The sequence below is a fragment of the Streptomyces sp. NBC_01275 genome (assembly GCF_026340655.1).
Lineage (GTDB): Bacteria > Actinomycetota > Actinomycetes > Streptomycetales > Streptomycetaceae > Streptomyces.
Genome location: NZ_JAPEOZ010000001.1, coordinates 5,628,110 through 5,652,627, shown reverse-complemented (window position 1 = coordinate 5,652,627; position 24,518 = coordinate 5,628,110). Strand labels below are relative to the sequence as shown.

Genomic DNA, 24,518 nt, shown 5'->3' with positions numbered 1-24,518 from the left:
TCACTTCTCCGCGAGGACCGGGGCGATCATGGAGCGCAGCTTGTCCTCGCTGAGCGCGGCCAGGGAGCGGGCGGCGATCTTCCCGTCCCGGTCCAGGACGAGCGTGGAGGGGATCGCCTGGAGGTTGAGCGTGCCCTTCTTGAAGCGGAGCATCAGCTTGCTGCTCGGGTCGTACAGACTCGGGTAGCTGACGCCGTACGACTTCTCGAAGGCCTGGGCGCTGGTGACCTTGGCGTCGGCGACGTTGATGCCGACGAACTGCACGCCCTTGGACTTGAGGTCCGTGGAGACCTTCTCGAAGTTGGGGGCCTCGGCGCGACAGGGGGCGCACCAGGATCCCCACACGTTCAGGACGACGACCTTGCCCTTGAAGGACGAGACCGACAGCTGCTGGTCGTCGATGGTCTTGCCGGACAGGTCGGGGGCCGGGTCGCGCTTGCCCTTCTCGACCGTGGAGATGCCGTCCTTGCCCAGGATGAAGTTGATGTCACCGCCCCCTCCGGAGGTGCCTCCGGAGGAACACGCGGACAACAGCAGCGCCGCGGCTACGGCGACGGCGGCTGGTAGGGGGGTGCGGCTGGCGGCACTCATGTGAAAAGTTTCGCATGCCCGTTCTGGGGATCTTGCTCACCCCCCCTTGCGGGCGGAAACCCGCATTTCAGGCGGCGTTCGCGGAGCTCGTGGAAGTCGCGGTGGAGGTGCCGGCCGAAGTGCCGGCTGAAGTGCCGGTCGAGGTACCGGCGGAGGTACCCGTGGAGGCGCCGGTCGAGGACCCTGTGGGGGCGTCCGCGAGGAAGGCCTTCCAGCCGCCGGCCGGCTGCTGCCCGACGTCGAGCGTGCGCAGCTTCTCCAGCACCTCCGGCTTCTGGACGTCGATCCAGTCCACGAACTGCCGGAAGGACACCAGCCGTACGTCCGCGCCCTTCTCCTTCTCCCGCGCGATGTGCTTGAAGGCCTCTTCCACGGCGTCCATGTAGATGCCGCCGTTCCAGTGCTCGAAGTGGTTGCCCACGAAGAACGGGGCCCGGTTCGTCTCGTATGCCCGCTTGAAGCCAGATATGTACGCCTGGGAGGCCTGCGCGCGCCAGCCCGGGTAGTTGTGGCTGGGCGCGTTGGTGGAGTTGATCGACTGGTTGGCCAGGATGTTGTAGTCCATGGAGAGGACCTCGAAACTGTGGCCGGGGAAAGGCATCTGCTGCAACGGCAGGTCCCAGAGCCCCTGCCGCTTCTGCGGCCACACCTGACGCCCGCCGGGCGAGGAGGCGTCGTAGCGCCAGCCGAGGGCGCGGGCGGTGGGCAGCAGGTTGTCCTGCCCGAGCAGACAGGGCGTACGACCGCCGATGAGCTCCTTGTCGTAGTCGAAGGGGAGCGCGGGCAGGTCGGTCCAGCCGGTGTTGGTGCGCCAGTTCTTGACGAAGCCCTTGGCCTGGTCGATCTCGCTGCGCCACTGCTGCGGGGTCCAGTTGCCGACGGTCCCGTTCCCGGAGCAGAAGTGCCCGTTGAAGTGGGTGCCGATCTCGTGGCCCTCGAGCCAGGCGCGGCGGACGTTGGAGAGCGTCATCTTGACGTGCTCGTCGGTGAGGTAGCCGATGTCGGACGCGCCGACCGGGTTGTTCGGCGGGTCGTAGAGCCGCTTCTTCGACTCGGGCAGGAGATACAGCCCGGAGAGGAAGAAGGTCATGGACGCGCCGTGCGCCTTGGCGAGGTCGAGGAAACGCGGGAAGAGCCCGTTGCCGACCTCCCCCGCCCCGTCCCAGGAGAAGATCACGAACTGCGGCGGCTCCTGGCCGGGCTCCAACGGCTCGGGCTTGGCGGGCTGGTGGGGCTGCTTGCCGGTGAAGGAGGTCGAGCCGTCACCGAGGGGGCGGGCGGTGGCGGTCGGCTTGCCGGAGTCCTTCTTCCCGGTGCCGCTGGAGCCACTGGCGCGGTCGGGTTCGTCCGAGCCGTTCAGGCTGCCGCAGCCGACGAGTCCGGCAGCGGCGGCGGCCCCGGCGCCCAGTCCGAGTGCTCCCCGTCGGGTGATGGCGCGCATGACACTCCCGTTCGTCGCATTATCTGGTGGTCACTCATTCAGAGGACGCGACGAACGGGAGGGTTCCGCCGATAGTTCCGGATTCGGTAACAGCCGATAGTTCCGGATTCGCCAACAGGGGAACAGGGAGTGCGCTCTACGGGGTTCAGGCCCCGAAAGCCTTGTCCTTGCCCTTCACCGGCTTGGCGCCGGCCAGGAGGTGGGCCGGGACGAGATCGCGGGCGGGCTCGGTGTAGCCGACGGAGACGATCCGGTCGCCCTGGTAGGTGAACGTCGTCAGCGAGGCCAGCGTGCACTGCCGCTTGCGCGGGTCGTGCCACAGCCGCCGCCGCTCGACGTAGGACCGCACGATCCAGATCGGCAGCTGGTGGCTGACGAGCACCGCCTCGTGCCCGCGGGCCGCGTCCTTCGCCGCGTCCAGCGCGCCCATCATCCGCACCACCTGGTCCACGTACGGCTCGCCCCAGGACGGCCTGAACGGGTTGACCAGGTGCTTCCAGTTCTCCGGATTCTTCAGCGCGCCGTCGCCGACGCCGAAGGTCTTGCCCTGGAAGACGTTGTCGGCCTCGATCAGCCGCCCGTCGGTGGCGAGGTCGAGCCCGTGCGCCTTGGCGATCGGGGTGGCCGTCTCCTGCGCCCGCTCCAGCGGCGAGGCGACGACGTACGTGACGTCGCGCGGGGCCAGGTGCTCGGCGACCCGGTCGGCCATCTGCCGGCCCAGCTCGGAGAGGTGGTAGCCGCTGAGCCGGCCGTAGAGGACGCCGTCGGGGTTGGCGACCTCGCCGTGCCGCATGAGGTGGACGACGGTGATGTCGGCGCTGTTCTTCTCACCTGCGCCGGTGCTGTCGCTGTTGCTGTCGCTGTTCTCGGGGATGGTCATGCTGCTGTGGCCTCCGCAGCCGCTCGGGCCGCCGCCGGGAGGGCGTCGGCGATCCGCTGGATGGCCCGGTCGTCGTGGGCCGTGGACACGAACCAGGACTCGAAGGACGACGGCGGCAGATAGACGCCGTTCGCCAGCAGCGAGTGGAAGAAGGCCGTGAACCGGAAGGACTCCTGCGTCCGGGCGTCCTCGTAGTTGCGCACCGGCCGGTCCGTGAAGAACACGGAGAACATGTTGGAGGCGCTCTGCAACGTGTGCGCGACGCCCTCCTTGGCGAGCGCCTCCGCGACGAGCGCCTGGATCCGCCCGGACACGACGTCGACCTGGGCGTAGGCGGCGTCGTCGAGAAGCCGCAGCTGGGCGAGGCCGGCGGCGGTGGCGACCGGGTTCCCGGAGAGGGTGCCGGCCTGGTAGACGGGCCCGGCGGGGGCGAGGTGCGCCATGACGTCGGCACGACCGCCGAAGGCCGCGGCGGGGAAGCCGCCGCCCATGACCTTGCCGAAGGTCATCAGGTCCGGCCGCACCCCGTCGATCCCGTACCAGCCGGCCTTGCTGGTCCGGAAGCCGGTCATGACCTCGTCGGAGATGTACAGGGCGCCGTTGGTGGCGCAGGCGTCCTTCAGCCCCTGGTTGAACCCGGGCAGCGGCGGCACGACGCCCATGTTGCCGGGCGAGGCCTCCGTGATGACACAGGCGATCTCGCCGGGGTGCCGGTGGAAGGCCTCCTGCACGGCCTCGAGGTCGTTGTACGGCAGGACGATGGTGTCGCCGGCCTGGGCGCCGGTGACGCCCGGGGTGTCGGGCAGCGCGAAGGTGGCGACCCCGCTGCCGGCCGCGGCGAGCAGCGAGTCCACATGGCCGTGGTAGCACCCGGCGAACTTGACGACCTTGGTGCGGCGCGTGAAGCCGCGGGCGAGCCGGATGGCCGACATGGTGGCCTCGGTCCCGCTGGACACCAGCCGCACCTGGTCGACCGGCTCGACCCGCGCGACGATCTCCTCGGCGAGCAGGACCTCGCCCTCACCGGGCGTGCCGAAGGAGGTGCCGCGGGACACGGCGTCCTGCACGGCGGCGATCACGTCGGGGTGGGAGTGCCCGAGGATCATGGGACCCCAGGAGCAGACCAGGTCGACGTACTCGCGCCCGTCCGCGTCCGTGAGGTACGGGCCCTTGCCGGACACCATGAACCGAGGCGTGCCGCCCACGGCACGGAAGGCGCGGACCGGGGAGTTCACGCCGCCCGGCGTGACGGCGTCCGCACGGTCGAACAGCGCCTGCGAGACAGGCGCATCGTATGAATAGGGCAGTTCGCTCATGACCTGCGACTTCTCCGACCTTCTCCGACTTGCTGGGACTCCGGTTGCCAGTGACTCCCCAGGGTAGGCCAGCGGGGGCCGGGAGCCGGGGGGAGGCGGAGGGGGAGACGAGGGAGCCGTGGGGGGGGAGACGAGGGAGCCGTGGAGGGGAGCACAGGGAGGACGCAGGCGCGACCACTCCCCACGCTTCCACCATCTGCGAAACTGAAACGGACTGAGCCTGATAGACGTAGCTCACAACGACCAGGTGTCGAGGGGCTGCGAAGATCCTGCGGACAGGTGTTTCAACGCACGTTTCGGCGGGCGGCCGTGGGGGAGGTCACTGACACGATGATCGGGTTGCGCGGCGGGGGCCACGCGTCCTAGAAAAGCACTCGGGTGGAGATATGCATCGCGGTGGCGGACTGGGCGAGGGGACTGATGACCTGGGTCCTCGACGTGCCAGGCAGGGCAGGCACCGGCGCGACGCGGAGGAGGCGGGCGAAGCCCGTCAGACACAAGGTGTACCGAGTGAGCCCGAGCGGATCGACCGGCGCGTTGACCACCGGGTCGACCGTCTCCGGGCGGGGAGCAGGAATGGTGGTCGGGTGGGGGTGACGTACAAGTACTTCGGCGCGCCGGACGGCGCGACCGCGGCCCGCGTCCCGATCTCGATGCGCCCCGAGGAACTCGGCGGCGACGAGCTCGGCATGAACGGCATGTTCACCAAGATCAAGCCGGAGACGATGGCCGCGATGGTCCTCACCGGCATCGAGGGCGTCCCCCTGCACAAGGTGCCCCCACTGGAACTGGTCGTCCTGCACCCCGACTACGCGGTCGTCAAACTCCCCATGACGGTCGTCGACCCCCTCCGCGACATCGGCGAGGAAGCGGTCGGCGCGGCAGCCTTCATCTGGTCCACGGTCCCGGACCGGGGCGGGCCTCGGGATGCGTTCAACGTGTACCAGTTGCTGCACGAGTGGCAGGACTTCAGCCATCGGTTGCATGAGGCGGGGCATCAGCCTTATTGCCTGGTGTGGCCCTGACCTGGGGTTTCACTGGTGGCGGGCGGGGTCTTCGGGCCTCGCCCTTTTGCGTGGCGGGGAGGGGCCGTCAGGCGGCCAGGGCACATTGAGGGCACATTGGTTTTGCTGGGGGCACTGATGTGCCCTGGATGCCGGGCCGGTCGCCCTCGTCTTCCGCCTCGGCTTCTTCCGTGAAGGCGTCGTCGATCGCCTTGCGCGTGCGGGTCTCGCTGGACGGCAGCAAGTGCGTGTACGTCCGCAGCGTGAAACCCGGGTCCGAGTGACCGAGGTACTCGGAGAGCGCCTTGATGCTCTCCCCCGCGTCCAGGAGCACGGAGGCGTAGGCGTGCCGGAGGGCGTGCATGCCGTCTTCCGGGGCCGCCTGGAGGTACCTCGCGCCGCGCTCGCGCGGAGGGATCACGCCGGCGGCGGCCAGGGCGAGCTTCCAGCCACCCATGTTGAAGACGCTGCGGTTGTAGGTCCGGCTCTTCTCGTCGACGAAGAGGAGGCGGAAGGTCTTCGGTTCGCCGTCCGGTTTGGCCCAGGGCAGCGTGACGGCGACGGGTGGGAACTCCTTCATGTGGGCCTTGAGGGTGGCGGCAAGTTGGGCCGGCAGGGGCACTGACCGGATCTTGTTGCCCTTGGGCAGGGCGAAGACAGGCTTCGTACCGACCAGCCGCACCTGGCGGTTGACATGGATCCAGCCGCCCTTGAAGTCGATGTCGTCGACTGCGAAGCCGAACACCTCGCCCTGGCGCAGGCCGCAGCCGAAGGCGAGATTGCCACCGGCCTGGAAGCGCTTCGGGAGTCCGGCGACGACCGCACGTACGCGCTCCAACGACCAAGGGATGATCTTCTTCTTGGTCGCCGTCGGTAGCTTGACCGACTTCGACTTGCAGGGGTTCTTCGGCAGCAGTCCGTCCTCCACGGCCATGCCGAGGATGCTGGAGAGGATGTCGAAGATGCCCTCCATCGTCGACACCTCCAGTTCGGCGTCCTGGAGCGTGCGAATCCAACCCTGAATGATCGAGGGCCGGTTGAGGGACCGCAGCTCGCGTCGGCCGAGGTGCTCGACGATGTGGTTGCGGACCGTCGCCTCGTAGCGGAGCGCGGTCGTCGGGCCGACGGAGTTCGCGTCGAGCCACTTCTGCGCGTAGGCGCCGAGCGTCTGCTTCGTCTCGGCCGGGACGACATAGGAGCCGCGCCGGATCTCGACGTCGACCTCGGCGGCGCGGTTGTCCGCCTCGGCCTTCGTGTGGAAGTTCTCCTTGCGCTGATGGCCATTCAGGTCGCGGTAACGGACCTGCCAGCGCTTGCCGATGCCGTGGTCGGCGGTGGGGACCATCCGCTTCGTACGGCTCTTGTGTTCGCCGCACTCGGCCTCGATGGGCCTGGGGTGGGACTTGTGCCAGCGGTCGTACACGTCAGCCAAGAAGGTCCCCCTGGATGTCGTCGAGGGACCCACCGAAGCGGGACACGGGACCGTGAGCTGCCCACAGCGGCAGCAAGGCCACCGGCGCGATACCGAGAGCCGCGGCGATCGTGACGAGGTCGTCGATGTCGCAGCGGCGGCGGGCACGTTCGGTGCGGCTGAGGGCGGTGTTGGTCATCGGGCGGCCCATTGCGGTGCAGCGGGCGGCGAGCTGGTGCTGGGTCAGGCCACGCGTGAGGCGTATGCACTCGATAGCGCGGGCGGAGTGGAGGCCGGCGGGGCCTATTTCGACAGGTCGGGATGCCATGACAGATAGCTGTAGCTTGCAGCCGGGCGCTATGGCAAGAGTTGGTTCTTAAACTCTCCAAAAGTCGTTCCGGGGCGAAGTGGCGTTCGTCTCATCGAATTCCGGTACATCGTGAGTCCTTTCGCTGGGAAGGCCGTGCTACTTTCCCTCCGCGCGCCAGAGATGGGCGATTTGAACAGGTATTGGGTGCGATGCCTGGTGGATTGGCCGCGTCGCTTACGACTGCCAGGAGGCACCTCTGAGCTGCGGGGGTACCGGATTCCGACCCCTCCGCCGGTCGCTTCTCCGCAGAAAAAACTCGGCTTCCGTGAGAGCGATTTCGGCAACCGGGGATCCGCGCTTACTGTTTTGGAATCGCCGGTCACACAGAGAAATGCTGGAGAGTTTTAGAACCAACTCTGGACTTTTCCGCCTCGGGTGTGGCTGTGTTGTCCAGGCCCGATGGCCAAGACCGAAAAGGAGCCCTGTGCCGAATACCTCTCCCCGTAACACCAACGCCCCTGCCACCGCCGAGGCTGCCAGGCGCGGCCCGCTCGCCAGCCCGCAGGAGGTCGCCTCCTACCTCGGCGTGCCGGTGAAGACCCTCTACCAGTGGAAGTACCGGGGCATCGGCCCCAACGTGCACAAGGTCGGCCGCCACCTGCGCTACCGCTGGTCCGAGGTGGACGCCTGGGTGAACGCCCAGTCCGCGTACGACCTCGCGGTCTGAAGCCACCTTTCCGGGACAACGAAACGGCCCTCGGCGAGCCACCGCCGAGAGCCGCAGAGTCCCTGCCCCATCGCCCTTGAATGATCGATCCGGTGGGCCGGGCTTACCCGTCCGGCCCACCAGGGAGGAACGCCTGTGGACGAACCTACGTCCCCCACCGCCCCCTCTGCACCCTCGACGCCCGCCTGGCCGTCCGTCGCCGCCCCCGGACAGGGCCCACGCCCCGACCCCGAGCCCTCGTCAACCGAGGACGCGAAAGCGCAGCAGGCCGCAGAAGGTGCGGAACTGCTGGACGAGCTGCGGGAAGCCATCGCGCGGTACGTGATCCTGCCGAGCAGCGAGGCTCTGACGGCGGTGACCTTGTGGATTGCGGCAGCGCATATCCAACCCGCACTGCAGCACGCGCCGCGCCTGGCGGTGGTCGGGCCGGCGAAGCGGTGCGGCAAGTCCCGCCTGCTGGATGTGATCACGGAGACGGTGCACGAGCCGCTGATCACCGTGAACACCAGCCCGGCGGTGGTCTTCCGCGCCATCGGCGACGACCCGCCCACGCTGCTGGTGGACGAGGCCGACACCATCTTCGGCAGCATCAAAGCGGCTGAGAAGAACGAGGAGTTGCGCGGTCTGCTGAACGCCGGTCATCAGCGCAACCGGCCCGCGCTGCGTATCTCCGGGCCGGAGCACAAGCCGCAGGCGTTCCCCACCTTCGCTATGGCTGCGCTGGCCGGGATCGGGGACCTGCCGGACACGATCATGGATCGGGCGGTGGTGATCCGCATGCAGCGCCGCAAGGGCGGCGAGCGGGTAGAGCAGTTCCGCTCCCGCCGGGACATCCCCGCCCTGCACGAAGTGCGCGACCGGCTCGCCGCGTGGCTTCGCCCGCTGCTCGACACCGCCGCCGACCTGGTGCCCCCGATGCCGGTACAAGACCGGGCGGCGGACACCTGGGAGCCGCTGGTGATCGTCGCCGAACTGGCAGGCGGCTCCTGGCCGGAGCGGGCCCGCGAAGCGTGCGTGGTCATGTGTGCGGCCGAGGTGGGCCAGGACGACGAGTCGAACCTGAAGACCCGCCTGCTGCGGGACATCCGCCGCGTCTTCGCGCGCTTCGGCGATCCCGACATCATGCGCACCCGGGACCTGCTGGAGGAACTCCTCAAGGACCAGGAGGCCCCGTGGGCGGAGTACCGCAACACGGGACTGACCTCACGCCACTTGGGGATCCTGCTCAAGGACTTCGGCATCCAGGCAGCCGTTCTCCGCTTCGAGGGCGGACGGCAGGCCAGGGGCTTCGCGCACCTGCAATTCACCGATGCCTGGGCTCGCTACTGCCCCGAGGAGCCGACACCGACCCGTGGTGACGAGAGCGCTCGCCACGGGGAGGCCATACACCCGTAAACACCCGTCACACGCGTCGCATTCCAGGTCAGCCCCGTGACGGGTCGCGCAGCTGTGACGGGTCCTCCCGTACCAAGCCGTGCTCCCGTACCTGCTCTGACCAGGCATGCGACGGGTGCGACGAGTCACCGCACCTCCCAGCGGTCACCCCACGATCGTGGCCGCCGACCGTTCCCTGCCTGGAGTACCCCGCGTGCCTTCGTCCACCGCCACCACGCCCGCCGCGCTACCTGGAACCGCCGCGATCCAGCTCGGCATCGTCCTGCTCGGCGCGATCGGCTTCGCGCTCTCCTACGACGCGCTGCGTCAGATGGCCGTCGCGATCCACGTGCGCGGACTGCTCACCTACGCCTTCCCCCTCGTGATCGACGGGTTCATCGCCATCGGCGTCGGCGCCCTTCTCATCCTGCGCACCGCCCCGCTGCACTCCCGCTTGTATGTGTGGGCGCTCGTCGGGATCGCCACCGTCACCAGCATCTGGGCCAACGCCCTACATGCCGTCCGCCTCAACCAGCAGACCCGACAAGGCAATGGACTCCACCTCGACGACCTCACCGTCGGTGCCCTGTCCGCCATCGCTCCGCTCGCCCTCGCCGGAGCCGTCCACCTCTACCTCGTAATCCGCCGCCAGCCCACAACCGAACGCCCCCGTCTCCAAGAGGACGCCGCCACCTACCGTCACGTCGACGCCGCCCGCAGTCGCAACGGCACCGAGCAACGCCGACAGCCCACTCCTGGCGAAAGCGGACCGGGCCAAGAGACGACGGCGCTCGAGTCTGCCGCCAACGACGTGGCGGCGGGAACCGCCGATGTGGCGGATGCCCTGGAACCATCCGCCAAGTCCAAGGGCCGACAGCCGAGCGCCACCATGGATGATCTCCTCGCCATCGGCCGCACCGCTCACCGAGGGCGCAACGGCCGGATCTCGCGCCGCAACGTCGAAGCGGCAATCCGGGCCAAGGGCCACACGATCGGCAAGGACCGTCTGACTGAGGCCACTCGGCGCCTGCAGGCAGAACTCGACGAGGCCCGCACTGACGTCTCCTGAACCCCTCAGCCGCACCCCTCCCCCATGACGGCTGACTCGTCCCACACGTCCCTGCCAAGGCCAGCGCGGGGACGTGTGCAAGAGCCGCAACGAGTCGACCTGATACCACCGCCCCACCATCAACTCCCCGTGGAGATACATCCAATGCACGACCGATACCACGAACTCACCATCCACCAGCAGGAGATGGCGACCACTCCAGCCACCAGCACAGCAAGCTGTAGCGATGGACCGTCCAAGGGCCGGTCCATCGCGCTTGCCTCCGCCCCGAGGGTGGCGGAGGAGGCCCCGCGCCAGGAGGCGTGGGGCCGGGAAGCCCCGGCCGAGGGCGGCCGAGTCCAGGAGGGGAAGCGGCCGGCCCGCCGCCGTTCCCGCCAGGACAAGCAGCGCGGCAAGCGCCAGACCTTCCGTGCCAGCGAGGCCGAAGCCGCCGAGATCGACGCCGCCGCCGAGATCAAGGGCATCTCCAAGGCCCGCTTCATCGCCCAGGCCGTCCACTCCGAACTCCACGCCCGCCCCCGGCTCGACCAGAACGACGCCCTCGACCGCCTTGACGCCGCCCGCGTCCAGCTCGCCCGCGTCGGCAACAACCTCAACCAGATCGCCAAGACCCTGAACTCCGGCGGCGACGCCATCCACCTCCAGCTCACCCTCGACGCCGTCCGCCAGGCCGCCACGACCGTCAAGACGACCGCCCAGAAGCTGGTGAGCTGAGCCCCTTGGTCCCCGACGTCTCCCGTGGTAGCCGCACCATCGGCCTGCTCCACTACCTCTACCGAACCAGCGACATCGAAGCCCACGTCGACCCGCACATCGTCGCCGCCTACGACCCCTTCGTCCCCGACCCTGGCCGCCACCCCGACGCCGCCTTCTCCGACCTCGCCGCCGAACTCGACCAATGGGTCAACGCCCTCGGCGACAAGGCGCCCAAGAAGCATGTGTGGCACTGCCCCGTCCGCACCGCGCCCGGCGACCGCCACCTCAGCGACGACGAGTGGGCCACCGTCGCCCGCCGCGTCCTCAACGCCACCGGCATCGCGCCCGAAGGCGACGACGAAGCCTGCCGGTGGATCGCCGTCCGCCACGCCCCCGACCACATCCACATCGTCGCCACCCTCGTCCGTGCCGACCGCACCCGTCCCCGCCATCACAAGGACGGCACCCGCGCACAGGCCGAATGCCGCAAGATCGAGAACGAGTTCGGCCTGCGCCAACTCAAGGAAGGCGACGGCACCGCCGCCAAACGGCCCACCAGCGCCGAACGCCACAAGGCCGAACGCCTCGGCCAGGAAGACGCCTCCCGCGAGCTACTTCTCGAACACGTCCACCGCGCCTTGGCCGGGGCAGCCGACGAGGACGAGTTCTTCGACCGGCTCGCCGCCGGAGGCGTCCGCATCCACAAGCGCGTCGCCCCGTCCGGCGATGCCCTGGGCTACAAGGTCGCGATGCCCCGTGACCGTAACGGCGATCAGGAGCCCATCTGGTTCGCCGGCTCCACGCTCTCCCCGGACCTGTCCCTGCCCAAGATCCGCAAACGGTTCACGCACACCACCGCCGAGGCCGAACAACCCACCCCCGCAACGCCCCTCAGCGGGTCGGCACCCGCGCGGGCCCGCCTGTTCGCCACCGGGGCCGCTGAGGACGTCCTGGTGGCGATGACTTCCGCCGACGACGGGACGGTCGCAGCCCACATGAAGGGGATAGGCGAGGTCCTCGACGCCCTCGCCCAGACCTCCCACGGGAACACCGGCACCGAGCTACGAAACGCCGCAAGGTACTTCGAGCGCGCCACTCGCTCTCACATCCAGGCCCGCGACGCGCAGATGCAGGCCCTGCGCCGCGCGGCCCGTCAGATCATTCACTCCGGCCCCGCACTCGGCCGCGGCCCGGACGGGACCGCCACCGCCATGGTTCTGGACATCCTGCTCCTGGCCGCCATCGCCGCCGCCCGCTGGCACGCCGCCCGCAGCCATGCCCAGCAGGCCGAAGCATCCCAACGCACCGCCGAACACCTCCGCGCCGCCTACAGTGCGACGGCCCAGGCACCCATGGCGGTCATGCACGCGAACGGACAGCGCCTCCCCGCTCCCCTGCAGCGCAGGCACACGCAGACCGTCCTGGCCGTGCTGCCGTCGGATATGGCCCACCGGCTCCAGGACGAACCGGGCTGGCCCGCCCTGGCTGCCAGCCTCCACGAGGCGGAACAGGTTGGCCGCAACGCCGCAGAGCTCCTGCGGCAGGCAGTGGACTCGCGCGACCTGTCCACAGCGGATTCCATCAGCGACGTCCTCGTCTGGCGGCTCCGTCGGCTCGTGGATCTTCCCACGCCGGTCACCATGCACCACCAGCCCCTTGCCCCCGCTGTGGCACCGACGATTCCGCTGCCGAGTCAGGCATCAGCGCGTCGGCGGTAGTCGCTCCCGGGCAGCGGTACAGGGGCAAGCAACTCCAGGGCCTCCTCCGGTTGGCTCGCGGCCTGGGAGACCAGCTCCTCGGGCCCGATGGAAGCCAACGCCCAGAGAGCGCTGATCCGCCGTGCCCCTCGCCATACGGAGATGCGGTTGTCCACAGGGGTGTGGAACGGAACGACCGAGATGCCATGCGCGTCGAAGGGGCCGTGCTCGACATAGCGCAGACCTCCCGTGCCGCACAGGTAGTGGGTACTGCCGGTGAGCGCGGCGAGGTCGGCGAGGCGTTCGGACCTGCCGGCGCGGGACGGCAGAGCGCTGCTGCGCAGTACTTCACCGTTCCAGCCAAGAGCGCGGAGCAGAGCCCGCGTTGATGCCTCGGTGACATCGGCCAAGCGGCCTGTGGTGTCGAACTCGTCGAGCACCGAGAGCAGGACGTCGCGTACGACGTGCCAGTGGCGGCTGCGGCCGTAGTGCTGCCGGATCAACCCGGCGAGCCGCTTTCGGCACCGTTCGGGCTCGGCGAGCACGGCGTCACGGATCAGGGTCCCGCGTCCGTGGGGCAGGTGGGTGGAGAGTGTGAGCCACTGCTGCCGATCCGGATCGTCCAGAGCGGAGAGCCGGGCGCGGTGCTGGTAGTCCCGGCGCGCGAACTGCACGTCGTCGAGAACGATCCACCGGTCGGCTGCCAGGAGTTTGGCCAGTGTGGACAACCTGGGGAACAGGTTCGGCTGGTGAATCGCGCACACAGAACCCGACCCGGCGGGCGGTCCAGTCGGAGCCTCAGGTGCTGATGAGGCGGCTGTCGAAGCCGGCGCCCAGAAGGCGCTCGTAGGCGTCATACACATCCCCCGGTACGTCCTGCTCGACAGCGAAACCGAGCTTCGGGTACTCGATCACCCGTTGCAGGTCGCCGACGAGCATGTCGACGACGAGCTTCTCGTCGCCGATGGACTTGATGTAGTCGTCCAGTTCCAGCGGCTCGGAGGCACAGACGACTTCGGCCTCGGGCCACAGATTGCGGCAGGTCGCGTACGAACGGCGCTCCATGTACGGCTTGGAGATCAGCAGCAGCGACTCGACCTCGACGCCCGCCTCGCGCAGCAGCTCACGCGAGAGCGTGATGTTCTGGCCGGTGTTCGCGGCCTTCGGCTCGACCAGGATCGCCTCGTCCGGCACGCCCAGGCCCAGGGCGTGCTCACGGTAGTGGACGGCTTCGCCTCGCGGGAAGCGGGCACGGGTCGTCGGGCTGTTGCCTCCGCTGAAGACCACCACCGGGAACAGGCCCGCGCGGTAGAGGTCAGCGGCTGCGGTGGCCACGCCCAGGTCGTGGCTGCCCAGGCCGATCGCCGCCGAGCAGGGCCGCTGCTCGTGGCCCATCTGGTGGTAGTTCCAGATCAACGTCGCGTCGTGGAACTGCTCGTCGGTGATCTGGCGCTGCTGGTGCTCCGGCACTGACACTCCCTGGCTCATCCCTGCTGCCCATTTCGGATGCCCTCGATACTGCGCACCTGGTGGCTCAGCCCGTACTGCCGGGCCACCTGCGCCGCCTGATCGAGAACGGACAGCCCATCATTCCGGGTCGCCGCATCCGACAGAAGGATGTGCCCGTATGCCGTGTCCAGCCGCACCCGCTGCATGGGGGAGTCGACCGTGCCAGTAGTACGCGCGATGTCGATGTAGTGCAGGGCCTGGGTGAGATTGCCGGCGCCGCGGTGGGCAAGTGCCAGCTTCTGATGCGCGACCGACCAGTCCTCGGGTTCGCCGATGTCCTCGAACTCGCGGGTGGCGGACACCATCACGTTGGTGGCGTAGGCGTTGTTGCCCTCCTTGCTCAGCGCCGTGCCCACCCACAGCCGGGCTCGCGCACGATCGCGGCGGCTGAGGCGTTCATCGACAGCAAGCTGCTCGTACTGGCGGGCAGAGGCGTCGAGTCGGCCGGACATCTCATGGACGACCGCGAGGGACAGCTCGATCTGCGCGACACGGCGGGGAATGTCGAGTTCGCCGAACATGCCGCGGGCGGTCAGATAGGACTGGCGGGCAGACAGCGGACCAAGGATCGCGCCCTGATCACGTTGCAGATCTCCAAGTAGGACGAGGGAACGGCCGTACAGGTAAAGGCCCTTGTAGTCGAGTCCATGCGGATCGCGAGGAGCGAGCCAACGGTTCAACAGGGCTGAGGCGAACGAGAAGTCCTGGCGGCTGACGCAGACGACGGCGCGCTCGATGTCCTCGGTCCACGACTCGTAGTCCGCCGGATGGGACCTCTCTCCCCCTCTTTGGGGGTAGAGGACGGCTTCGAAGCGAGCGTGGGCTGCCCCATCGGCACGGGCGAGCGCGGTGTCGAGGATGGCCTGCGTATCGGGCCGCGGCTGAGTCTCCGCACCGAGGCTCTCCCACTTGGCGACCGTGCGCAGTGCGACGCCCAGGTGTTCGGCGAAGGCCCGTGTGCTCATGCGCAGCGCGGCGCGCAAGGCGCTTGCCTCCCTGCCTGTCCACTGCTGCACGCTGACCACGGCTGACCTCCCTCTGTCACGTATGTAAGCACCCTCCGTGACGGCGAGGGGCGGGAAGTGCAACGGAAGTACAACAGCAGGCCATTTCGAGGCCGTTCGCGTTGGCCGACGCTATGGGCATGGACGAGGAACTCATCACGGAACGCCGCCCGGTCACCGGCCCACACGTCTTCGGCTACATACGCCACGTCACCGGTGGACAGGCCCGCCACGCGGCGTTGGTCGACTGCCTCACCGAGTACTGCCGACGGCACGAACTGACCCTGTGCGGGGTGTTCACCGACCGCGAAGCGACCGTAACCGTCCGCTCCCCCGCCTTCGTCGGCCTCCTCGACGCCCTCGAACTCCCCGACACCTACGGCACCGTGATCCCCGTCCTCAGCCACCTCGGCCCCAAGCGCACCGCCAGCGAGCGGAAGCGGCAGATGGCCGCGACCAGCACCCGTCTGATCGTGGTCCGTTCCACCAGGGCGACCACTGGTCCTGCGCCTTCGCTCGGCGCGAGTTCCGACCTCCAACGGCAAGGAGGCACGTGATGTTCCTACGCGAAGCGCTGCGGAGCGCCCTCATGGTCAACGATGTGCCCGGACTGCGCCTGCTCCAAGTCGGCGACTGCTGGGACCTCGTACGGATCCCTGCGGACATCGGCCTCCTGGCCTTGGCTCACCTCCGCGCCACCGGCGCGACGATCGGCCCTGTGCTGTACGACAAGCCCAACGAACGCCTCTACTACGCGATCAGGACCGGCACCCTCGGCAGTTGGGACGACCTGCCCGTGCGGCATCTCTCCAGCAACTCTTGGCTGGTGGCCCCTGGCCTGGAGCTGATGGACGACTGGTTCGGCGGCTGGTGCGAACTGCCCGACGACAACACCCTCACAGACGCCGACACCCTCCGCGCCGCGCTGTCCCACCCATACGTCCTCGCCGGCCAGGAGGATCCCTCCGGCGCCGGTCGCAGACAGACCAAGTTCGAAGAGGCAGGCCGGTGAATACCCGCGCAGTCATCTGCCACGTGGAGTGGACCATCCAGCCCGACCGGGAGCCGGATGCGGAGCCGACCACGTACGCGATGCAATGCGCCGTCTGCGGCGAGACCTCCCCGCCCAGCGTCGACTTCGCCGAACCGCAGGACTGGGTGTTCGGGCACGGCGGCCGCAACCCGTCGCACCACACCTACCGGGAGATCATCACCCGGCCATGGCGAGCCTGGTGGAAGCCGTGAAAGGCCGTGTCGTGAGTCGACTGGCGCGCTACACGGCCCGCTTCCGATCGCGCTGATCGCCGCCTCGTGCAGCTTCGTGATCGGCGTTGCGGTCTCCACCGCCCCAGCCGACCCCTGAATTCCCGTCCCTGCCGGACGTAACCGATCGAGAGGTTCCCCCACCCGAGAAACCCCGGCAGGGGCGGGTCGTAAGCCCCCGCCCCGGGCGGATCAACCGCCCAAGCCCTGGACAGGTCGAGCGCCGTCCGGGGCGGGTCCGCAATGCCATTTCATCCCGAACCCCAGGAGGAGCAATGCCGAACGACACCACCACCCCGGCGACCGGACCGGCCCAGACCGGGTTGGTCAAGGCACGTCGCCGCATCCAGGCCGCCCGCGAGCGGGGCGTCACCCCGTCCGACGGCGGCAGCACCGGCCGTACCGACGGCAACGACTGATCCGGGAGGAGAAGCGTTGTCGCCGCTGAATCTGGCGGCTCACCTGGGCCAGGACGAATTCCTGGCCCAGGTGCTCCACCGCCGCTACCGCCACATCCCTGCCGCCATCCCACACCCGGGTGAGCTGATCACCTGGGACGACGTGAACACCATCCTGGCGACCCACCGCCTGGAGCCGCCCCGCTTCCGCCTCTCTGCGGACGGGGAGATGCTGCCCGCCCACCGCTACACCGCTCCCGTCACCACCCGCCGACACACTGTCTGGCAGCGCCTGCACCCCACCGAACTGCACGACCGACTCGCCGAGGGTGCCTCCCTGGTCATCGACGCCGTCGACGAACTCCACCCACCCATCGGCCGCGCCGCCATGGAACTGGAGCAGTGGCTGCGCACCGGCGTGCAGACCAACCTGTATGCGTCCTTCACCGCGCGCGAGGGCTTCGGCGTGCACTGGGACGACCACGACGTCGTCGTCATCCAGGTTGACGGTGCCAAACGCTGGAAGCTGTACGGCCCCACACGCACCGCCCCCATGTACAAGGACACCGACGAACCCGAACCTCCACCGGAGGAACCGGTCGCGGAACTGGTCCTGTACCCAGGGGACATGCTCTATCTCCCGCGCGGCTGGTGGCACTCGGTGGCCGCCTCCGAAGGCGAGCACTCCCTCCACCTCACCTTCGGCATCCAGGCCACCACCGGCGCCCAACTCCTGTCCTGGCTCGCCGACGACCTACGCCGCCACGACGTCCTGCGCGAAGACCTGCCCGTACACGCCACCGCAGCGCAGCAGGCCACGTACCTGGAACGGCTGCGCAAGGAAGTCACCACCGCCCTTGAGGACCCCGGATTGCTCGGCCGCTACACGACGATGCGCGACAGCACCGACCTCACCCGCCTCCGCCCAAGCCTTCCTCACATCACCGGACTGCCCGCAGACCCGGACATCCACATCCAGTTGACCACCAGTCGCGCGCAGATAAGCCCCGCGCCCGACGGGGACGGAGTGATCTTCCGAGCCTGCGACAACGAATGGGAGTTGGCCAAGGAGGCCCTGCCGCTGCTTCAGCGCCTGACGTCCGCCGCACCCGGCACCGTCTCCGTCGGCGAACTGGTCGCGGCAACCGGAATCCCCATCGCGGACGTGACGGCCGTCGTCTCCGATCTGATGAACGGCCAAGCAGCCGCAGTGGTGCGAGGAGACCGACGATGACGATCCCATCTCTCGGTCTGGGCACCTACCGCATCCACCCGTCCGCGCTGTCCGACGCCGTCATCCGCGCAGCCACCGACCCGACCACCGCATGGATCGACACGGCGCCCAACTACCTCAACGGACAAGCCCAGTCGCTACTCGCCCAGGTTCTCTCCCAGCACCGCGTCCCGGTCTCCACCAAGGTCGGATTCCTCACCGACCGGGCCATCAAGGACGCCGTCACCGACGGAGCCCTCACCACCGATGCCGCCGAACACGGACACTGCCTGAGCACCCCGTACGTCCACTGGCAGTGCTCCCGCAACCGCACCGAACTCGGCCGCGACCACCTGGACCTCGTCTTCGCCCACAACCCCGAGCGCACCGACGGCGACCCGTACGAATCCCTGCGCGACGCCTTCATCGCCCTGGAAGCAGAAGCGACAGCAGGCACCCTGAGCGCGTACGGCGTCGCCACCTGGGACGGCTTCGACACCGGCGCCCTGAGCATCCTCTCCCTGCACCAACTGGCGGCCGAAGCCGCCGGCACGGAACACCACCACCTGCGAGCCATCCAACTGCCCGTATCCCTCGTCACCGCCACCGCGTTCGCCCAGGCTCTGGAGGGAGATGGTCCCATCGCTCAGGCAGCCGAACTCGGATGGCAGGTGTACGCCTCAGCACCCCTGTTCGGCGGGGAACTTCCCCGCCTGGCCACACCCGAACTCACCGCACTCCTCAGCCCGGATCTCACCGTCCCCCAGGCATGTCTCCTCGCCACGGCCTCCTGCCCGGGAGTGACGCGGATTCTGCTCTCCACCTCCACCCCGGCACACTGGGCCGAGGCACAAACGGCTCTGCGAAGCCCGGCCATCCCGGTCCCCACGCTGCGAAAGGTGCTGGATGTACTCGCCGCCGACTGACCCCGCCGACCAACAGCGCATGCACCGAGCATTCGTCCAGGCCGCGCAGACGCTGAACACCACGGTCGTCGGTCCGGAGGTCTGGGGCTGGTACGGCCGCACCCTCAGCAGCCGCGTCCAGCACCCGGACCGCGGAGTCTGCTGGCTGAGGCTGCTCTCGACACCCGAGGACAAGGCGGCCGGGAAGATCTGGCAGGGCAACGGCCAGGCCGCCGCCCTGTTCGACCGGCACGTCCGCAAACCACTGCTGTACGACACCTCGGACACGAGCAGCGACGGCCACGCCTACCGCGCGGAGCTGCACCAGTACGTCACCGAACCCGCCGTCTCTCCGAGCCCAGTCCTGCACACAGATCCCGATCCGCCGGTCTCGTGGTGGGACTCGCTCCGAGCGGACCTGGACTACGTGAGCAGGGTCCCGACGGACCGCGTGGCCGTGCGCCAGGAGTGGGTGGACCGCAGCGTCCCCCGCTTCCTCGGCATCCCCGGCCCCCGGATCACGGACTGGAGGACAGCCCACGGAGACCTGCACACCGCCAACCTCACCAGCACCACCCCCTACCTCCTCGACTGGGAAGGCTTCGGCCAGGCACCAGCCGGATACGACTCGGCCATGCTGCTGGCGTACTCGCTTCTCGTCCCCGGATTCGCCCGTCGCGTGCGGGAAACCTTTCCCGTGCTCAAGACGGAACCCGGACGCATCGCACAGATCATCGTCATCACGGAGCTACTGCAGTCGGCGTCGCGTGGAGACCATCCCGAACTCGTCCCCGCACTTCGCGCCCTGGTCGCAGAACTGGCCTGACGCAGCTGCGCTGTCTCGGGAGGTCCCGCCCGTCGGCGAAGCCAAGCCATCGCCGGAGTCCTCCCTCAGGATGTGCTGGATGCATTCACCGTCCGGTCGACGCATTGGCCCGCAGCCCTGCGGCATGGACACTCCCCGGCTCATCGCTGTCGGCCTCAAGGAACCTGATGCTGCCACCGATCGGCGAAGCCGTGAGGAGGGTGTCTGCGGGAGCCGTCAGTCCTACGGCGAATCGCTGTGCGCCTCCTGCCCGCTGTGAGCTCCGGGCGGCGGGGCCGTGGTGGCCCGTGGGATCAGCGCCGTGGGCAGGACGACGTGCTGTGTGGGGTCCGCCTCGGAGTCGTCGATCAGCTTCAGGGCCAGTTCGCCGGCGATACGGCCCATGTCCGAGGGTGACTGGGCCACCGTGGACAGGTCGAACCACTCGGCCGTGTCCTGATCGTCGAAACCGACGACGGACATCCGCTCGGGCACCTCGATCCCCGTCTTGCGCAGGGTCCAGATGACGGAGACGGCCTGCTCGTCCGCGTCGGCGAAGATCGCTGTGGGCGGTTCCCGCAGGCTCAGCAGGTTTCCGACCGCCTCCATGGTGCCGCGCTTGTCGCGGGGCGGGATGCTGACCACGAGGTCGTCGTCCAGGGTGATGCCCGCCTCGGCGAGCGCCTGCCGGTAGCCGAGCAGCCGCTCGCGGGAGCTGAAGCTGAAGCCGCGGGCTCCCACCGTCTGCGCGAAGGCGATCCGGCGGTGTCCGAGGTTGAGCAGGTGGCGGGTGGCCTTGCAGGCCCCCGCCACGTCGTCGACGTACACGCTCGGCCGGCCCTCGACATGCTGGCTGACGTAGATGACCGGCATCCCGAGGTCGTCCAGCCGCGCGCTCTCCTCGTCGGTGAGATCGAAGGAGAACACCAGCAGCGCGTCGGCGTTCCGCCGGGCCGGAAGACGTTCGAAGAACGCGGTGCGCTCGGCCAGGTCGGGAATCACGTAGACGTTCATCTCCAGGCCGGCCGCCCGCAGCAACGGGCCCAGACGCGTCAGCGCCGAGCCCATGAACCACGAGTCCAGCGTGGGCACCAGCACCGCCACGACCCCGGTCTTGCCGGTGACCAGGCTCGCGGCATGCCGTGAGACCGCGAAGTTCAGCTCACGGGCGGCCTGCTCGACCCGGTCACGGACATCCGGTGAGACGGACGTCAGACCGCGCAGGGTGCGCGAAACGGTGGACGGGGAGACCCCCGCCCGTTCGGCGACATCGGCCATCGTCGGAAGTCGTTGAGCTGGCGGCATGAGCGGAAGTTAGCACAGATCCTCTCTCTTGCCAGACCCTGCGAGACAGCGCTGTCACGACTATTCAGGCGGGAACTATGACCCATTATGGCGGTACATAAGCTGCACGCTTCACCTAATTCTCTCCGTGCTACCGGGAAGTTACGCATTGACTTCCCCTGAGTGTCCTCCTACGGTGCAAGCGTTGTCTCAGCGGAGTCGAAGTCGTCGCCGTGAAGTCACCCTTCGATGCTTTGACCTGCGTTTTTGATCAACAAAATGCCGTGACAGCACAGTCTCATAACAGAGCCATCCCAGAGTCATCTCGGTAGCTACTCCCTACAGGGCGCCCCGCCGAGACTTCGGTTCCGCACGTCCAGGAGAGACAGTGAACGCCAGAACCACCAGAGCCCTTCAGTGCTCGGCCGCGCTTGTCGCCGCCGGGCTCACCCTCACCGCCTGCGGTTCTTCCGGCGGCGGCAGCTCCTCAGGTCAGTCCCAGAGCCCGTCGTTCGAGGGCCGTGGCCCGATCACGTACGCGGCGGGCAAGGACAGCTCGGGCGTCGTCCAGAAGGTGATCGACAGCTGGAACAAGCTGCACCCGAAGGAGAAGGTCACCTTCATCCAGCTCCCGACGGACGCGGACTCTCAGCGGCAGCAAATGATCCAGAACGCCGAGACGAAGTCCGACGCCTACACGGTGCTCTCCCTCGACGTCGTGTGGACCTCTGAGTTCGCTGCCCACCAGTGGGTCGACAAGCTGCCCGAGAAGCAGTTCCCGCTGGACGAGATGCTGAAGCCGGTCGTGGAAACGGCGAAGTACCGCGATGGGCTGTACGCGGTCCCGGCCAGTTCGGACGGCGGAGTGCTCTACTACCGCACCGATCTGCTCAAGAAGGCCGGCGTCACCGAGGCCCCGACGACCTGGGCCGAGATGAAGACCGCCTGCGCCAAGGTGAAGAAGCTGCCCGAGGCCGAGGACATGTCCTGTTACGCCGGACAGTTGCAGAAGTACGAGGGCCTGACGGTGAACTTCTCCGAGGCCGTGAACTCCGCGGGCGGCGTCGTCACCGACGCGAACGGCAAGCCGAACGTCGACACCCCCGAGGCGAAGAAGGGCCTGGACTTCCTTGTCGACTCCGTCAAGGACGGGACCATTCCCAAGGAGGCCATCACCTACCAGGAGGAAGACGGCCGCCAGGCGTTCCAGGACGGCAAGCTGATCTTCCTGCGCAACTGGCCGTACGTGTACTCCCTGGCGCAGAAGAGCCAGGTGGCGGGCAAGTTCGCGGTCGCGCCGTTGCCCGGCCTGAACGGACCCGGCTCCTCCAGCCTGGGCGGTCACAACCTGGCCCTGTCCTCCTTCGCCAAGAACAAGGCCACGGCGTTGGACTTCATGAAGTTCTTCAGCAGCCAGGACAGCGCGAGCACGTTCCTCAAGGACGCGTCCCTCGCCCCGCCGTACCAGGCCCTGTACGACGACCAGGCACTGGTCAAGCAGTACCCGTACCTGCCGGTGTTGAAGAAGTCGATCCTGAACGCCGTGCCGCGTCCGCGGGTCGTGCAGTACGGCGATGTGTCATCGGCGATCCAGCAGGAAACGTACGCGGCGCTGACCGGTGACAAGAGCAGCGCGCAGGCACTGAAGGACCTGCAGGAGGACCTGCAGAAGTCCGCGGCAGAGTGAGGGGAAGAGCCGTGGTCGACACCAAGATCCCACCCGGCACCGCCGCGGACGGCCCCGCCGGCGCGGCAGGCGGCCGTGCCGGGCAGCCCGCCGCGCCGGTGAAGGGAAGTCGGCGGGCCTGGGCGACCGCGGCTTCGGGGCGGACGGCGGCACTGCTGGTGTCGCCGACGCTCCTGGTGCTGACGATCGTCGTGCTCTATCCGACGATCATGGCGCTCAGGGAGTCGCTGTACGGCCCTAAAGGGCTGGATCCGAAGACCGGCTTCATCAGCACCACCGAGCCGTTCGTGGGGTTGCAGAACTACGCCGACATCTTCGGCGCGGCCGGTGACCGGTTCTGGAACGCCTTCTGGAACACCACCTTCTTCACCGTCGTCACGGTGGGACTGGAGACCCTGATCGGCGTGGCCATGGCGCTGATCATGCACAGGGCGTTCAGCGGCCGGGCCCTGATCCGCGCCTCCATCCTCATCCCCTGGGCCGTGCCCACGGCCATCTCCGGCCTGCTGTGGCGGTGGATCTTCAACAGCAACGGTGTCGCCAACGCGATTCTCGGCCACCAGGTCCTGTGGACCACCGAGGGCTTCCACGCGAAGGTCGCCGTCATCATCGCCGAGGTGTGGAAGACCTCCCCCTTCATCGGGCTGCTGGTCCTGGCCGGCCTGCAGGTGATCCCGAAGGAGGTGTACGAGGCGGCCCGGATCGACGGGGCCGGCCCGCTGGGCCAGTTCCGGCGCATCACCCTGCCGCTGGTGAAGCCGGCGCTGCTGGTGGCGGTGCTGTTCCGGTGCCTGGACGCGCTGCGGATGTTCGACCTGCCTTACATCCTCGTCGGCGCGCAGAAGAACTCGGTGGAAACGCTGTCCATGCTCGCCCAGAACGAGGCGTCCAACGTTCGCTTCGGACCGGCCGCCGCCTACGCCGTGATCCTTTTCCTCTACGTCTTCCTCATCGCACTGGGTTTCGTCCGGCTGCTGGGCGCGGATGTCGTCGGCGACGGCGGATCGCCCCGTAAGAAAAAGAGCAACAGCAAGCGCCGACGGGCCCTGGGGCCGGACAGCGCGGAGGTGTCGGCATGACCACGACGGCGAAATGGCGTACCTGGCTGCTGTACGCAGGGGTCGCCGCGGTGGTGGCCTACTGCCTGGCCCCCTTCTACTGGATGCTGGTCTCCAGCCTGCGGCGCACCTCCGACATCTTCGACACCTCGCTCATCCCGTCCTCGGTGTCCTTCGCGAACTACCGGGCCCTGTTCGACCCCGCACAGGGGTTCACCCGCGCCCTGCTCAACAGCCTGATCGTCGCCGGAATCACCACCGCACTGGCACTGCTGCTGGCCACGTTCACCGCCTACGCGATGGCCCGGCTGGAGTTCCGCTTCAAGCGGCTCGTGCTCACGCTGATCATCGCAACCTCGATGTTCCCGGTGGTGTCGATCGTGGTTCCGCTGCTCAAGCTGTTCACGGACATCGGCTGGATCAACACCTACCAGGCGATGATCGTGCCGAGCATGTCGTTCGTGCTGCCGCTGGCGGTGTGGAACCTGACCACCTTCTTCCGGCAGATGCCCGAAGAGCTGGAGCAGGCCGCGATGATCGACGGCTGCACCCGGGGCCAGGCGTTCCGCAAGATCATCATCCCGATCGCCGCGCCGGGCATCTTCACCACCGCGATCATCACCTTCATCGCCGCCTGGAACGAGTTCCTCATCGCCCTGACGATGACGAACAAGCCCAGCATGCAGACCGCACCGGTCGCCATCTCGAAGTTCACCGGCGCCACGACGTACGAGACCCCGTTCGGCAGCCAGATGGCAGCGGGAGTCCTGGTCACCGTCCCCCTGGTGGTCATGGTTCTCGTCTTCCAGCGCCGCATCGTCGCCGGACTCACGGCGGGCGCGGCCAAGTAGCCGCCGGTTCCCCCACAGTCCCCCT

At 68.4% G+C, this 24,518-nt stretch carries 26 protein-coding genes; 16 read left to right on the top strand and 10 right to left on the bottom strand.

What is annotated here, in order from left to right; genetic code table 11:
* The 4 genes from OG562_RS24960 to hemL form a co-directional block, all read right to left on the bottom strand.
* Nucleotides 1-591 (bottom strand): TlpA disulfide reductase family protein, encoded by a 591-nt coding sequence (locus OG562_RS24960; protein ID WP_266401395.1) that lies wholly within the window; start codon nt 589-591, stop codon nt 1-3.
* Between the two features lie 67 nt (nt 592-658).
* Nucleotides 659-2,032 (bottom strand): hypothetical protein, encoded by a 1,374-nt coding sequence (locus tag OG562_RS24955; RefSeq protein ID WP_266401394.1) that lies wholly within the window; start codon nt 2,030-2,032, stop codon nt 659-661.
* 145 nt (nt 2,033-2,177) lie between these two features.
* A complete protein-coding gene (locus OG562_RS24950; protein WP_266401391.1) occupies nt 2,178-2,912 on the bottom strand; it encodes a histidine phosphatase family protein in 735 nt (244 codons plus the stop codon).
* Nucleotides 2,909-4,228, bottom strand: a complete 1,320-nt coding sequence (gene hemL / locus OG562_RS24945) for a glutamate-1-semialdehyde 2,1-aminomutase (RefSeq protein WP_266401389.1) — start codon at nt 4,226-4,228, stop codon at nt 2,909-2,911. Before hemL ends, OG562_RS24950 begins: the two co-directional genes overlap by 4 nt.
* 587 nt (nt 4,229-4,815) lie before the next feature.
* Between hemL and OG562_RS24940 the strand changes: the two genes are divergently transcribed.
* Nucleotides 4,816-5,253, top strand: coding sequence for a hypothetical protein (locus OG562_RS24940; RefSeq protein WP_010353923.1), 438 nt, complete (start codon nt 4,816-4,818; stop codon nt 5,251-5,253).
* A 67-nt stretch (nt 5,254-5,320) separates the two neighbouring features.
* On the opposite strand, the gene OG562_RS24935 is transcribed toward OG562_RS24940, so the two are convergent.
* Together OG562_RS24935 and OG562_RS24930 are read right to left on the bottom strand one after the other, a co-directional pair.
* Nucleotides 5,321-6,655 (bottom strand): tyrosine-type recombinase/integrase, encoded by a 1,335-nt coding sequence (locus OG562_RS24935; RefSeq protein ID WP_266409498.1) that lies wholly within the window; start codon nt 6,653-6,655, stop codon nt 5,321-5,323.
* A 1-nt stretch (nt 6,656) separates the two neighbouring features.
* Nucleotides 6,657-6,971 carry a helix-turn-helix domain-containing protein gene (locus OG562_RS24930; protein WP_266401386.1) on the bottom strand — a complete coding sequence of 105 codons (315 nt, stop codon included), beginning with the start codon at nt 6,969-6,971 and terminating at the stop codon, nt 6,657-6,659.
* Nucleotides 6,972-7,437: 466 nt separating this feature from the next.
* Between OG562_RS24930 and OG562_RS24925 the strand changes: the two genes are divergently transcribed.
* The 5 genes from OG562_RS24925 to OG562_RS24905 all read left to right on the top strand — a co-directional run bounded on the left by OG562_RS24925 (nt 7,438) and on the right by OG562_RS24905 (nt 12,537).
* Nucleotides 7,438-7,680: an AlpA family transcriptional regulator gene (locus OG562_RS24925; protein ID WP_266401384.1), complete on the top strand. Its 243-nt coding sequence runs from the start codon at nt 7,438-7,440 to the stop codon at nt 7,678-7,680.
* 135 nt (nt 7,681-7,815) lie between these two features.
* On the top strand, nt 7,816-9,075 hold the full coding sequence (locus OG562_RS24920) for a DUF3631 domain-containing protein (RefSeq protein WP_266401382.1): 1,260 nt from the start codon (nt 7,816-7,818) through the stop codon (nt 9,073-9,075).
* Between the two features lie 193 nt (nt 9,076-9,268).
* Nucleotides 9,269-10,123: a DUF2637 domain-containing protein gene (locus OG562_RS24915; RefSeq protein ID WP_266401380.1), complete on the top strand. Its 855-nt coding sequence runs from the start codon at nt 9,269-9,271 to the stop codon at nt 10,121-10,123.
* Between the two features lie 144 nt (nt 10,124-10,267).
* Nucleotides 10,268-10,837 (top strand): plasmid mobilization relaxosome protein MobC, encoded by a 570-nt coding sequence (mobC, locus tag OG562_RS24910; protein WP_266401377.1) that lies wholly within the window; start codon nt 10,268-10,270, stop codon nt 10,835-10,837.
* Between the two features lie 5 nt (nt 10,838-10,842).
* A complete protein-coding gene (locus OG562_RS24905; protein ID WP_266401374.1) occupies nt 10,843-12,537 on the top strand; it encodes a mobilization protein in 1,695 nt (564 codons plus the stop codon).
* Here the strand turns inward: OG562_RS24905 and OG562_RS24900 are convergent.
* From OG562_RS24900 to OG562_RS24890, 3 genes are read right to left on the bottom strand one after another with little or no spacing between them, the layout of a single operon-like run.
* Entirely contained in the window at nt 12,513-13,280 is a 768-nt protein-coding gene (locus tag OG562_RS24900) for a WbqC family protein (RefSeq protein WP_266401371.1), read from the bottom strand. The genes OG562_RS24905 and OG562_RS24900 overlap by 25 nt on opposite strands.
* Before the next feature lie 34 nt (nt 13,281-13,314).
* Complete coding sequence (locus OG562_RS24895; RefSeq protein ID WP_266401368.1) at nt 13,315-14,004, bottom strand: YdcF family protein; 690 nt, start codon at nt 14,002-14,004, stop codon at nt 13,315-13,317.
* Nucleotides 14,001-15,050: a DNA-binding transcriptional regulator gene (locus OG562_RS24890; RefSeq protein ID WP_266401365.1), complete on the bottom strand. Its 1,050-nt coding sequence runs from the start codon at nt 15,048-15,050 to the stop codon at nt 14,001-14,003. Before OG562_RS24890 ends, OG562_RS24895 begins: the two co-directional genes overlap by 4 nt.
* Nucleotides 15,051-15,169: 119 nt before the next feature.
* On the opposite strand from OG562_RS24890, the gene OG562_RS24885 reads away from it, so the two are divergent.
* The 7 genes from OG562_RS24885 (at nt 15,170) to OG562_RS24855 (ending at nt 19,634) form a co-directional block, all read left to right on the top strand.
* Nucleotides 15,170-15,586, top strand: a complete 417-nt coding sequence (locus OG562_RS24885) for a hypothetical protein (protein WP_266401363.1) — start codon at nt 15,170-15,172, stop codon at nt 15,584-15,586.
* Nucleotides 15,586-16,041: a hypothetical protein gene (locus OG562_RS24880; RefSeq protein WP_266401361.1), complete on the top strand. Its 456-nt coding sequence runs from the start codon at nt 15,586-15,588 to the stop codon at nt 16,039-16,041. The genes OG562_RS24885 and OG562_RS24880 overlap by 1 nt, the downstream gene beginning before the upstream one ends.
* Nucleotides 16,038-16,274 carry a hypothetical protein gene (locus OG562_RS24875; protein ID WP_266401359.1) on the top strand — a complete coding sequence of 79 codons (237 nt, stop codon included), beginning with the start codon at nt 16,038-16,040 and terminating at the stop codon, nt 16,272-16,274. Before OG562_RS24880 ends, OG562_RS24875 begins: the two co-directional genes overlap by 4 nt.
* Before the next feature lie 293 nt (nt 16,275-16,567).
* Nucleotides 16,568-16,711, top strand: a complete 144-nt coding sequence (locus OG562_RS24870) for a hypothetical protein (RefSeq protein WP_266401357.1) — start codon at nt 16,568-16,570, stop codon at nt 16,709-16,711.
* 16 nt (nt 16,712-16,727) lie between these two features.
* Nucleotides 16,728-17,924, top strand: coding sequence for a cupin domain-containing protein (locus OG562_RS24865; protein ID WP_266401356.1), 1,197 nt, complete (start codon nt 16,728-16,730; stop codon nt 17,922-17,924).
* Nucleotides 17,921-18,829 carry an aldo/keto reductase gene (locus OG562_RS24860; RefSeq protein WP_266401355.1) on the top strand — a complete coding sequence of 303 codons (909 nt, stop codon included), beginning with the start codon at nt 17,921-17,923 and terminating at the stop codon, nt 18,827-18,829. Before OG562_RS24865 ends, OG562_RS24860 begins: the two co-directional genes overlap by 4 nt.
* Before the next feature lie 19 nt (nt 18,830-18,848).
* The gene (locus OG562_RS24855; protein WP_266401352.1) at nt 18,849-19,634 is read left to right on the top strand and encodes a phosphotransferase; all 786 of its coding nucleotides are present in this window, start codon (nt 18,849-18,851) and stop codon (nt 19,632-19,634) included.
* Between the two features lie 222 nt (nt 19,635-19,856).
* Here the strand turns inward: OG562_RS24855 and OG562_RS24850 are convergent, their stop codons facing one another.
* Complete coding sequence (locus OG562_RS24850) at nt 19,857-20,891, bottom strand: LacI family DNA-binding transcriptional regulator (protein WP_266401350.1); 1,035 nt, start codon at nt 20,889-20,891, stop codon at nt 19,857-19,859.
* Nucleotides 20,892-21,285: 394 nt separating this feature from the next.
* Here OG562_RS24850 and OG562_RS24845 point away from each other — a divergent pair, with 394 nt between their 5' ends.
* Genes OG562_RS24845 through OG562_RS24835 form a run of 3 tightly spaced genes read left to right on the top strand, consistent with a single transcriptional unit; the run spans nt 21,286 to nt 24,493 of the window.
* Entirely contained in the window at nt 21,286-22,584 is a 1,299-nt protein-coding gene (locus OG562_RS24845; RefSeq protein ID WP_266401348.1) for an ABC transporter substrate-binding protein, read from the top strand.
* A gap of 11 nt (nt 22,585-22,595) precedes the next feature.
* Nucleotides 22,596-23,663 (top strand): sugar ABC transporter permease, encoded by a 1,068-nt coding sequence (locus OG562_RS24840; RefSeq protein ID WP_323187552.1) that lies wholly within the window; start codon nt 22,596-22,598, stop codon nt 23,661-23,663.
* Nucleotides 23,660-24,493: a carbohydrate ABC transporter permease gene (locus OG562_RS24835; RefSeq protein WP_266401346.1), complete on the top strand. Its 834-nt coding sequence runs from the start codon at nt 23,660-23,662 to the stop codon at nt 24,491-24,493. Before OG562_RS24840 ends, OG562_RS24835 begins: the two co-directional genes overlap by 4 nt.
* Nucleotides 24,494-24,518: the final 25 nt, after the last annotated feature.